Here is a 12,495-nt window from a genome sequence, read left to right as displayed (position 1 = left end):
TTTTAAATATCATTCAACTGGCGTTTTATTTATATAATAATTCTTTAATATCTTTAGGAATGGGCATACGCTTTAATGGTGGTACGTTTGCACCACCTGTATTGCCAAGTGGAACGTGGTCAATAAATGATTTCCAACCACCAACAAGTAACCTAATAATTTGACCGAGTACTTCTTTAGTATCTTTTTGCATAAATCCAAATTTTAGCATTAACCAATGTGAATAAGTATGTTCTATAGGATAAGATTGCCCTATGATATGACTTCGTTCTAAATGATACCAAGCATCTTTATAATTACCAGAATTAAGATGTTGTCTATATTTTTCCAATTCACTTTCAAAAGCAACTTTTAAATTGCTTGGTATTTTAGTATTTAACTTCATATACATTAATTTTCAATAAAAGTAGTACAATAGTTAGTGCAATGGAAGTGCATTTGTTATCCACTACACTTATCACATATACCTTTTACAACCAAGTTTACATTTTCTGAAACAAAGCCATCAGGCACTTTAATTTTTGGTATTTTATGGTCTGTTAAGCAAATGGTTTCATTACAATTGTTACAATGGAAATGTAAGTGTAAATCTTTATTTATATCACAACTACAACCTTGTTCACATAAAGCATATTTGGTAATACCTGTACCATCATCTATTTGATGTACAATGTCTTTTTCTTCAAAAGTTTTTACAGTTCTGTATAACGTCGTTCTATCGGCTTTGTCAAAAGCATTTTCAATATCACTTAATGTTACTGCTACTTGTTTCTCTGCAAGAAACTTATAAATCAATAAACGCATTGCCGTAACGCGAATATTTTTTAACTCTAATAATTGTTCTATGGTTTGCATAACTAATCGTGGTCTTCGTTTCCGAATGGTTTAATAATAAGCCCTACACTAAATATAAAACCATCTGTAGGTGCATAAATCTCTGGAAATACAGGATTCTCGTGTGGTGGTAAAACCAAAGGTGAAAATCTGCTTTGTCTTCTATCTGTAAAGTTTTCAAAATTTATAAATGCACTCAAAAACTTAAAATTACGCATTACTAATAATCCCATAGTTACAAAATCTGTAGTTTCTGTTCTATTAGATAAAAATTGTTTTCCTGTATAGTAGGTTTCATAACCAATTCGCCACTTTTCAGACTCATACATTAATACACTACCTGCATTATGTTTTGCTGTTAATGGTTTTTGAGGATTACCAGGTAAATAATTTAGTTTGGTATCAATAAACGCATAGTTTAAAAACCATCTAAAGTCTTTGTATGTAAATTTTATATTCGTTTCTGAACCTTTACTTAAAATCTTATCTGTTGCGTTCTCAAACTGAAATAATCCGTTATCTGTTGAATTTAAAAGCAACCCATCATTAATAGCAGTAACATAGAATAATTGATTTACAGAAAAACCAATCTCATCAGTTAAACGTGTTTGATAGTTGAAATCGAAATTAACACCATAAGAACGTTCTGCATTTACTGTGGATTTATCTATTGCAAGAACATTTTCGAAATTTATATACTCTGCTTCTTCTGTAAAAATATCTGGAATTTTATACCCTAAACCTCCACCAATTCTACTTGAAAATCCACTATTATTTTTATATAGTAATGAAATTCTTGGAAGTGGAAAGAAACCGAAATCAGTATTATAATCTGCTCTTAAACCTGTTTCCAAAATCCAGTTTTCTGATATATCATAAGTATTATTTACAAAAACTCCAGCAGTTACATCCTTTTGGTCACGTTGTAAAGGTGCACTGTCATTTTCATCAAAATTTGATGTATATAGATTAGCTCCAATTATCCAATCTGTTTTTTCTGATGCTTTGGAATATGTGATTTCAGTAAAAGTGTTTGTTTGCTGACCATCAAAATTAAAATCAGGAACAGTTAAATTCCTATCAAAAAAAGAGACACTATTTTTAAATTCTAATGAACTAACAGAATCTAATTGCGTTTGATACACCAATTGACTACTTAATCTTTTAGAATTGTTTTCTTCAGTATATTGATGGAAGCCATTTTCTCCACTTTCAATTTTGTTAATATCACCACCAATTCTATCATCATACGTTCCGTTTAATCCAAACCAAATTGTTGTATTCTCTGATGGATAATAAAATACTTTAGGATTAAAAGAAATTGATGTTGTTTTTGGTAAATTACTAAAACCGTCGTTTTCTGGGTCAAAAGGTTTTTGATAGTGCCCAGATCCGTAAAGTGAAAAACCAAATTTTTCATTTCGTCTGCTATAAAATATATTAGCTGTACTTCCTAATGCTTGAGTCTGCGTAAGCATAATGTCTAATTCAGGTTCTTCATTTGGTGTTTTAGAAACCATATTCACCAAACCTGCAATAGCTCCACCTCCATAAAGTGTAGAGGAACTACCTTTAATAATCTCAAATTGTTGTAAGTCTAAAGGTGGAATTTGTAAAATACTTAATCCACTTGAAAAGCCACCATATAATGGAAACCCATCTCTTAATAATTGCGTGTACCTACCATCTAAACCTTGAATACGAATATTAGTACTCCCACTACTTAAAGAAGTTTGTTGCATCTGTATTCCTGTACTTTCACGAAGCACCATAGAAATATTAGTGGGGTTCATTATTGCTTTTTCTCCTAATTCTTCTGCACCTATAAACTCGATGCGTGTAGGTGTTTTTCGAACTGTTCTTGTGCTTCTTGTAGATTGCAGTACTATAGCATCTAATTGATTGCCACCCTCTTTTAGTTTAAACACTAATTTTTTATTACTTGGAATTTGAATTGTTGTCTCAAATGTTTCAAAACCTAAAAAGGAAATTATTATTTGATGCTGACCGTCTGGTATTTCTGTAAATTCTGCAATACCATCAAAATTAGTTACAGCACCTTTTTCTAATGCTTCAAAGTAAACTGTAGCACCCATTAAAGGCTCGTTTTCAGCCTCTGTTATAACTTTAATTTGTATGTTAGTTGTTTGTGCCTGTAATGATAGGCAAAGTATTAAAATGAGCTTTATGCTCAATATGTATTTATTCATTGAATTATAATTGTAATTAACTAAATAATTGATTTAAAATCGTGTTGTTTTAGCTTATTACTTGTGGCGGTTGCCAAATATTAGAAATAAAATTAAACCTATAAACAGGTTGATATGTAGAAATTAACTCCGTTGAAATTTTAATATTGAATTTTAAATCAAATGTCTTGATTGGTTCGTAAGTAATAGACATACCACAACAATTACAAATACAAGTTACAGGACAAGAATCGTCGCTATCTTCTTGATGATTGTGATTAACACTTATTTTGTCTTGATGCTGGTCTTCTATGTTTTGACCATCAGAACAAGGCTTTGCTGAAAGCAATAGTATTATTAAGGATAATATGACTGTTACAAATTTCACAATTACAAAGATAAAAATTTAATGATGCAATGGTTGTGCAAAGTATTTACAAAAACCACAATTTATCTTTAGAATCTTTATGAATTGTACCTTGAAAAAGAGGTGCAATTTGTGCAACCATTTCTGGGTATTTTATGGTTACTGGTACATTTTGTTGTCTTAAAGATTTCCAATACAATCTACTGAATTGATACACTTGTGTGAGTAGCACCGTAATAATATTTGCATCTTCGAAAGCGTCTTCATCTGGACTTGAAATACCAATTTTTATAGGGAAGGGGTATCCTTCTGCAGCAGGATATTTATAATCATTTTTATACCTTGCATTATTGAATAGTAAAAACTTATTGAAACCTATTCTAATATATGTACCACTTTTTGGCATTAGATTAGACCAATTACTATCATAAGCAATAATATCTTGTGCTTCAGTTTTATTGATATTTAAAATATATAATGGGACATTTAAGCCTAACAATTTCATTCCTTTTTTTATAGGTGCTATTTCTTTTTCGCTCATATCTTTATAGAAATGAATGACTACTTTTTCTGGTTCTATCTGAGAGGAAAAAGTTCTTATTTTATTACAAATACTACCTGCTAAAGCTTTACTATTGCTTTCAGAAAAATAATCGAAACCATTAAACAAACCATTGTTTTGGAAACTAAATGCACTTGCAATATAGCGTCTATTTGCATCTTGAAAAGTAAATGCACCTACACCAATTACTAATTCTTTTTTTTCTGTAACTGCCAACTTCCAAGGAACACCTCCTAATTTAGCGTGTATAGCTAAAGATATATTGTGCAATGTATATTGATAACTCTTAGGTTTATTGATATCTATTTGCATTTTATTGTAATCTATTACTTGAGAAATAATACCTTCTTTGAGTAATAGTTCTTTCACTTTTACATAGACTAATTTGTCTTCTTTGTTGGGTGTAAACTTATCAAAAGGACTGATATAAAATGCAGCATATCTTATTGAATCTTTGTCAAATTCTTTTTGTTCTAATTGCGCTATAATTTCTGGAATAGGATTGTGTACATCTGTATATTTTATAAAATGGTCGTTAGACAATTTTGCTTTGATATTGATGTAACTTTCTAAACTTTGATAAAAAGTACCTTCACCTGTACCTTTTGTTAAATATTTATAGAGCGTTTTTATTTGAGGTTGATGACTTTCGTGATAAATGAAAAAGAATTTGATATTTGGATTTTCTGGTCTTCTATATGGTTTGAATTTACCAAGTTCTCTTTTTGGTATGAGACCTTTATTCTTGTTCGCATACTCTAATAAACCTTTTTGTGGGTCTATGTGGTTTATTAGTTTTTTAGGTACTTCAATAAATTTTTTGCCATATATTGGAATTATTGCTTTAAATTCTTCTGTTAGCAGGTAAGCATTTGCAAAAGTTGTACTATTTTTTAGATAATTTGTATATCTATTACTACGTTCTGGAGTTGGCTCTGGTATATTGTATGCTTTTGCCAAATCTCTGCGCAATAAAGGGAAAGCTTTCTCAAATTCTATGGTATTGTAAAAGTCTTGTTTATCAGGATCGTTTAATTTTTGATAATTGAATACACTGTTATTATAAACCGTTCTTTTTACCAATGTTGTGTCTTCAATTTCCGATAAAGGAATGTTCATTACTTTGGCCATACCATCAAAAGAAACAATTAGTTCTGGGTGTTCTGAAACCTGAGCAAATTGAATTTTTAAAGAAAACTTATAATACCTGTTGTATAATGGGTGAATTTCTTTTTTTTCTTTTAACCATATTTGAACATCTCCAATAAAATTTTTGACTACGATAAACCCTTTTTCTTTAAAGTGATTTCTAATTTTGAATTTGAGGTACTGTTTATATATTTGAAGTTCTTTTTTAAACATTTTTATTTCTAGCCCAATAGCGCCATCTACTTGCTGTGTGTAGGTTGTATAAATAAACTCTTTATCTGAACTGTTTACTTCTGGAAAGGCTTCTAATATTTTAGGAGACCATTTGGATTTATGGATAGGATGACTATTTTCTGTTTCCTCTACTGTAAAATAGAATATTGGTTTTATTTCTGGCCAATCAAAGGATAGGATATTGAAATGCAATTTTTCTGACATAATGTATTGTTATTCTTTTTCATTTTTTTTATTTCTCAATTTTTAAGAGATTGCTTCGTAAACTCGCAATGACATACGTTATTACAATGACTTACGAGTTTTCTACTATAGCAATTTAGCTCACCCCTTTTTTATTTTTATTAAGGTGTTCGTGAATCTTAAGAGTTTTCAACTATTGAGATTTCTTCTTCTGTTAAGCCATACAACTCATAAACCAACCAATTTAAGCGAGTATCTTGTGTATTAATTTGATATTCTAAAGCAGTTACTTTTGTCTGTTCTGTTAGGAAATAATCTTCCCAATCTGATTCTTCAGATAAAGAAAGTTTTATTTTTTTCTTTTTTAATTCCTTTACAAAATCTGCAAAAGTCAAACTATACCAGTTTTCTAATTTTTTAGGTAGCTTTTCTAAAGTTTCAAATTTTCTTATTAAGGTTCTTTGGAATTTAGAAGATAATGTTTGTAATTCTTCATTTAAGAATAATATTCGTTCTGCTTTTTTTATAAATGGTTGTTGCGCTTCTGTTGATATTTCTTTAATAGGAAACTTTCTTAAATCATTTAAAATAATTTTAGGAAACATTTTACGAACTGATTTTGCAGTGTTTTTTACAAAATAATACGCCATTAACCTACTATTAAGAATAGTGACTATATACTTTAAAGAAATGTTTTTTTTATCTCTTTTTATAATACCTATATTACTTCTATTGTATAAATAAAAATCCTCACAATAGGTAGAAATAATACTATTTGGAAACTTGCCTGTGATTTCTCGAATTATAATTTTTTCCCCATCAAATAAATTTATTGTTCTTGGTGATGCTAACATTTTACCATACCTCAAATACTGTCCAGACCAATTCGTAAAATATCTACCTACATCTTTTCCTTCAAGATACTTATGAGTGTTTTCATCATACTTAAAATCATAATCATAAGGTCTGTTTTTTACATCTTCAACCGATTGTTTTGGTTCTCCTTTGTTTTTTTCATAAGCCTGTAACCCTGCCTTTATCAACACTAAATTATCCAGAATTTCAGAACCTTTTTTTAATTTTTTAGTTAAGGCTACACTTGTTTCATCAGAAAAAACTTTAAATTCAAAACCTTCATTATTTTTAAAGTCAATTTGTTTTCGTTGGTGTGCAAATCGAAACTCTTTTCCTTGACTTAATGATACATCAACTTTATTTGTAATAGTAACTTCTTTAGATTTTGTTGCAATAATAATTATGGTTTCCACATTAACACCTTCAAATGAATAACCTGCCAAATTGATGATTTGATTTACTTCACAAGTATTTAATATATAATTTCTTAGACCCTTTGCTGAGTCAACCATTAACCAAGCATTAGGTATTATTAAGCCGTAATTCGCTTTGTTTTTAATAAGATTAATTGTTCTCTCTATGAATAACAAATACAAATTTATTTGATATTCTGCTGATACATACTTTTTAGAATAATGGTCTTTAATTTCTTGAGAAAAATTATCTCTAGCAAAAACATAAGGAGGATTCCCAATAATCACATCAAAACCACCTCCTGAGCTTGACGAAGGATCAAAAACTTGTGGGAATTCTGTTTCCCAATGGAAAGCTTTATCACCAGCAACTGTTTTGCTATCAATTAAAGAGTTACCACATTTAATATTACTACTTAAATCGTTTAATTTTCTACGTGGTTGTGCTGTACGTAACCATAAAGAAAGTTTGGCTATTTCTACAGATTCCTCGTTTAAATCTACCCCAAAAATGTTGTTTTCTAAAATGGTGTTTTCTATATCTGAGAATTGAAAACCTCCACCTAATACTTTTGTTTTTAGTTCATCAATATAGGTGTGTTCTGCAATTAAAAAGTTTAAGGCTTGGTTTAAAAATGCACCAGAACCACAAGCAGGGTCGCAAATGGTTAATTGTAATAACCAATCTCTATAGGTGTCTAACAAACCAACTAACTTGGTTATGGTGGTTTTATTTCTGTTTTTACGTCCTTTAAAATATTCTTCTTCTTTAATACCTAATGCTGCTTTCTTTTCTTCGCATAATTTACCTACTGTATTTTCTACTATGTATTTGGTAATGTATTTTGGGGTGTAGAATACTCCGTCTTTTTTACGTTTGCTGGTTTGCTTGTCAAAATTAGCACCTTCAATTTCTGCATTTACGCTTTCAATTTCATTTAAAGAGTTTTCGAAAATGTGTCCTAGAATATTAACATCAACTTGACTTTCAAAATCGTAACCTGCTAATTTATGGGTGTGTTTGTATAGTAAATCACTATCAATTAGTAAACTATCTAATAACGTATCTTCTTTAAATAATCCGCCATTATAAGCATATATTTCTGCCCTTTTAGATGTACCTGCTCTTCCTTGGTCTAAGAATTTAAAATATTGTTTAAATAGCGTGTATAATGGTCTGTCGTCACCAAAATCTACATCATCTTTCCATTTGTCTAATATTTGCTGGGTACTATTTGCAGGTAATAAACTACGGTCTTCTGCAAAGAATATAAATAGAAAACGGTCTATTAATTTTTGTGATTTTTTAAATAATGTGAGTTTTACATTTTTTTCTAAGCGTTGTTGTTCTGCTTGTTCTTCTGGAGATTTCTCGACTGCGCTCGAAATGACATTTTGAGTTTTAAGACGTTTGGCATTTTGCTTTACCAAGTCTCTATACAATTCTCTTTTAAAGAGTGAATAATCTTTATAAAAATCTTTTGTTATTTTTTCTTCTTGTACTATAGATGCTTCTTTAATTTTTAAAGGAACATTGTTTATAATATTATCTTTCTGTAAACATAAATAGAAGAGTTGAAAACGTTCTTTAGTGAGTTCGAATAAGTTGAATTCTTCAAACTCGGTGGCATCATTTATATAAAAACGTAACTTCTCGAAATTAGACGTAATTACATATACGCATCCTTTTTGATTGGCTTTATAATCGAATGCTTGTTTACGTATGCTTTCTAAATCTTTGGTTTTTGTGCCTTTTAATTCTATTACTCCAATAGCAATATCATTATGTAATATTGCCCCATCTGCTTTTCTAGAATTGGTTTGGTTTTTATATTCTGCAACTAAATTAAAGTCTGCTTTTGGTTTTAGTGTATAGCCTAAAATATTTACAAATAACTCTGTTAAAAATATACCTTGATATTCTTCTTCTTTAGAACTACGTATATTTTCTTGAATGGTAGGATTTAAAAAATATTTGACATACTTTTTATAGGCTTTTACAATAACCTCTTTTTCTTGTAAGTTGATATGGTTCTTTAGAACAGATGTTTGATATAATGACATTTATTTTTCTTTTTCACAATAATCTAACTTTGAAATAAAGTTGATTAAAAAACATCACTAATATAATAAAAGAAAAGAAGAATTAATTAAAGGCAATTAATAGTTACTAACTAATCATTAACAAAAAAGAAACCTTTAATTTATGTCTATGAGGATTTGAAGGATTTAAGGATATTAAGAAAAAAAGCAAAAGAGTTGATTGCTCCTTTGCTTCCTTAGTTTCCTTAAAATCCTTAGGTTTCTTTTGCAGGGTTTGTATAGCAATTATGTGCATCTCTATGAATTAAATTAGCTTTTACAAAAGAAGTAATATAGCCTTCAGCAGTTTTGTGAGGGATGCTAAATTTATCTGCAATATTTAAATACTCTTGTCTTGTAAAGTTTGCTGAAAGTTCATTTAAAAAACGCTCTTTTTTATTCAATCTTTTTTGTGTTTTAGGTTCAATAGGTAAATCATTAAACACTTTACTACTATGGTTTACCAGTGTTGCAATTATAGAAATGGCATTGTTAAAATCTTCATCTTCACATTGTCTAATAGTATTTACATCCCCATCTTCCATAATTCTAAATACTGAGAATATCATCATTATTCTAAATGCTATTAAACCTAATCTTCTTATGGTTGCAATGTATTCCTCTGGTTGTAGATTTACATATTTGGTTTGTAACGATTCAAAAAAAGAATTGAACTGTTGTTGCTGTGTTGTTGATAGTTGAATTTCAATCTCACCATTGTTCTTTAACGTTTTATATAGCTCTAAAAATTGAAGCCCTAGATTGTTATAATAATCGTCTAAATTTACTTTGTTATTATTATTAAAAACATTTTTCCAAATTGGCTTGATGTTCATATAGTAAAACATAAATCTACTAAACAACCCATTTTCTGCATTCGGAATTAATGTAGCTACTTGTTTTGGTGTACCTGAAAGAATTGTTGATAAACAAGGTTTATCTATATCTACATATTCTCTGTCTGTTCTTCTGTAATAACTTATTGTTTCGTGATGAAAGGCTTTTCTAAAACCATCAGAATAATTACCATAATCGCTTTTAAAGGCTTGTGCTAATGTATCTCCCTCAGTTTCAAAAATTAATCCTTTACCTTCATTGTCAGATATTAATTGATATACACCAGTTACACTATTATTAGCAGGAATGAATAGCATTTGTTCTGGTGGTTTAGATGGTTTTTCTGCTTTTTCACTTTTCCCTTTATGTAGATTGTAAACATTCATTTCTGAATCGTATTGTTGCTTTAAAACTTTAGATTGTTCTCTTTTTGATTTATGAACTGGGTCTACTAAGTTTTTAATTTTATTTAATCTTCCTTTTCCTGCAGAAGCAGGAGCAGTTACAAATAAATACAAGTTGCTATACACTTTGTTTTGGTCGTAAATGCCAAATAATTTGGGTAAACACGCACTAAAAGCTGTAACAGCACCTAACAATAAAATATCTCTTTCTTCATCACTGGATGCAGTTTCAACAACTAGTTTTAAAAACTCTGGAATGGTTTGATATACATTTTCTGAAATTGTAGGTAAATTATCCTTAATAGTTTCAACTGGTGTTGTACTATCTGTTTCATAACTTGTTGCATTCGCTGTTGTAAATTTGTTGCTTTCTTGTTGTTCTGTGATTCTGATTCCTGCTTGATGTATGTGGTGATATAAAGTAGCTATCGAAATTCCGTGACCTTTTGCATTGATGCATTTGGAATATTGTTCATCACAATCTTTACTGTCATAACTTGAATGAAACTTACTTATTCTATGAAAGTATTCTCTTCCAGATTCTCCATATTCTTCTGCAATTGCAAAACCAATATTTCTCCAATTTGTATAGTTTACAGTAATATCAATACCATTTCGTTCTATTTCATTTATATAGGATTCTATTTTGTTGCTAGTAGGCTCAACAACGATTGTTGCTGTTTTGTTGCTAATTGTTGCTATCTCCTTAATGGGTTTATTTAGCCATTCTTTAGGTTGGAACTTCTTATTCATACTAATTGATGTCTTTTATTTATAAAAGCAGTTGGATCATATGATAAAAAACAAGCTCTGGAAACGTCTTTACCTGATTGGTCTACTTCTATGTTATAGGTGAAACTTAAATAATTGGCTACTGCCTTAAAATATTCTGAATGTGTTATCTCAGAAATCTCTACTCTAATAATCCATTTTAAACCTTTACCAGAAGGTGAGGTAAATAATAGTTCAGTATCAAAATAATCATCATTTAGTAAATGTTTTTTTAGTTCAATGATATTTTCTAAATGGTCGAAATCTAAGGTTAACAAATTTGAATGTTTGATTAATTCTTTGTCATTTCTTTTCTTAAAAATTCCTGAAAAAGTTACATAGTCGAAATTGTTTGCTTTGAATTTTCGTGCTTCTTTTGTATCAGTTATTTTTCTATAACTTTCTGTAGCACTTTTATATTTAGTACTAATGATTAAGCTATGTATTTGATGAAGCCATAAAGTATATGCAGGAAAAACATTTCTAATTGGAGCTTTGAAAAAGCTACATTTTGCAATCCAAGTATTTTCTGCATTGTGAAAGAATTTATCTTCTTCTTTAGGTTTCGATTTTAAATTTAATTGTAACGCTACACTTATTTTTATAAGCAACTGTTCAGAATTTTCAGTATCAAAATACAATTGAGCAAAATCAAAAACATCTCCTTTAAAACTACTTAATTCAGTATCTATATGAATAGCAATATTATTTTCAATCGTAATTTTTAAAGTCTCTTTATCTTTATTAAAAGGATTCTTGATTATTTTACAGCTCCTTCCTGTTAAGGAAAGAACTGTTTGATTTGAATAATACTGCTTTAATACATAAGCATAAATATTGATGCCATAATGTGTTTTGTTTAGTATTGCTGCTTTACTTATTTCCATCTTTTCTAAAATTATGGTTGTAGTAATTGTCTTGCAGTATTTGCTCTATATCAGATACTTTATAGTAAAATTTACCTTGAATCTTACTATATGGTATTGTTCCATTTGTTCTAAAAGTTTGTAATGTTCTTTTACTAATGTGTAAGGTTTGCATTACTTCTTGATTGTCTATCCAATTATCTTTTAGCTTTTCAGCTTTTTGATATTTGATTAAATCTATACGTGCTTTAATGTCTTTTATTTCTTGAGACATTGTTAGTAGCAAATCGATTATTTCAGTCATAGCTTTACCGTTTTTGCATTAATCAAATAATTAGCAGCTTGCTGTTCGATTTCGTCTTGCGATTCAATTTTATTACGTAACAACCATTGGTCTAATTCTGGTCTATTGAAATAGATTTTTTTACCATTTGGTTTGTAATGTGGAATTGCTCCTGTACTAGTTAGTTTGTATAAGTGAGATTGAGATAACTCTAAATACTTACACGTTTCATTAAAATTTAATACTTGCTTTTGCATTGTTTGATGCTCAATTATGAGTTTTTCAATGCTGTTTAATTTTTCGATGATATTTGTGTCCATCTTTAAATTGATTTAAAATAAATTAGGACATCTGGCCAAATGTCATTCTTGGTTATCAAGAACGATACAAAGGTTTAAAAACAATGATTTTTAAAGTGTGAGAGTTTTAGGTGAGTGGGAGATAACAATGAGATTTCTAATAAATC

10 protein-coding genes are annotated in these 12,495 nt (G+C 29.3%); all 10 read right to left on the bottom strand.

Annotated elements, in window-relative coordinates:
• Positions 1 to 25 precede the first annotated feature (25 nt).
• The 10 genes from DIS07_RS10720 to DIS07_RS10675 all read right to left on the bottom strand — a co-directional run bounded on the left by DIS07_RS10720 (position 26) and on the right by DIS07_RS10675 (position 12,349).
• Positions 26 to 385 carry a DUF3703 domain-containing protein gene (locus tag DIS07_RS10720; protein ID WP_109405252.1) on the bottom strand — a complete coding sequence of 120 codons (360 nt, stop codon included), beginning with the start codon at positions 383 to 385 and terminating at the stop codon, positions 26 to 28.
• A 56-nt stretch (positions 386 to 441) separates the two neighbouring features.
• Entirely contained in the window at positions 442 to 855 is a 414-nt protein-coding gene (locus DIS07_RS10715) for a Fur family transcriptional regulator (protein WP_109405251.1), read from the bottom strand.
• A gap of 2 nt (positions 856 to 857) precedes the next feature.
• The gene (locus tag DIS07_RS10710) at positions 858 to 3,044 is read right to left on the bottom strand and encodes a TonB-dependent receptor (RefSeq protein ID WP_109405250.1); all 2,187 of its coding nucleotides are present in this window, start codon (positions 3,042 to 3,044) and stop codon (positions 858 to 860) included.
• A 49-nt stretch (positions 3,045 to 3,093) separates the two neighbouring features.
• Complete coding sequence (locus DIS07_RS10705; RefSeq protein WP_109405249.1) at positions 3,094 to 3,411, bottom strand: DUF6660 family protein; 318 nt, start codon at positions 3,409 to 3,411, stop codon at positions 3,094 to 3,096.
• A gap of 46 nt (positions 3,412 to 3,457) precedes the next feature.
• Entirely contained in the window at positions 3,458 to 5,539 is a 2,082-nt protein-coding gene (locus tag DIS07_RS10700; protein ID WP_109405248.1) for a Piwi domain-containing protein, read from the bottom strand.
• A gap of 158 nt (positions 5,540 to 5,697) precedes the next feature.
• Positions 5,698 to 8,850, bottom strand: a complete 3,153-nt coding sequence (locus DIS07_RS10695; RefSeq protein ID WP_109405247.1) for an Eco57I restriction-modification methylase domain-containing protein — start codon at positions 8,848 to 8,850, stop codon at positions 5,698 to 5,700.
• Between the two features lie 233 nt (positions 8,851 to 9,083).
• Positions 9,084 to 10,862, bottom strand: coding sequence for a DUF3987 domain-containing protein (locus tag DIS07_RS10690; protein WP_109405246.1), 1,779 nt, complete (start codon positions 10,860 to 10,862; stop codon positions 9,084 to 9,086).
• The gene (locus tag DIS07_RS10685) at positions 10,859 to 11,767 is read right to left on the bottom strand and encodes a BT4734/BF3469 family protein (protein WP_109405245.1); all 909 of its coding nucleotides are present in this window, start codon (positions 11,765 to 11,767) and stop codon (positions 10,859 to 10,861) included. The genes DIS07_RS10690 and DIS07_RS10685 overlap by 4 nt, the downstream gene beginning before the upstream one ends.
• Positions 11,754 to 12,050, bottom strand: a complete 297-nt coding sequence (locus tag DIS07_RS10680) for a helix-turn-helix domain-containing protein (RefSeq protein WP_109405244.1) — start codon at positions 12,048 to 12,050, stop codon at positions 11,754 to 11,756. Before DIS07_RS10680 ends, DIS07_RS10685 begins: the two co-directional genes overlap by 14 nt.
• Positions 12,047 to 12,349 (bottom strand): helix-turn-helix domain-containing protein, encoded by a 303-nt coding sequence (locus DIS07_RS10675; RefSeq protein WP_109405243.1) that lies wholly within the window; start codon positions 12,347 to 12,349, stop codon positions 12,047 to 12,049. The genes DIS07_RS10680 and DIS07_RS10675 overlap by 4 nt, the downstream gene beginning before the upstream one ends.
• Positions 12,350 to 12,495 lie beyond the last annotated feature (146 nt).

The sequence above is a fragment of the Polaribacter aquimarinus genome, from assembly GCF_003129485.1.
GTDB lineage: Bacteria > Bacteroidota > Bacteroidia > Flavobacteriales > Flavobacteriaceae > Polaribacter > Polaribacter aquimarinus.
This window is presented reverse-complemented; position numbering and strand designations above follow the sequence as displayed.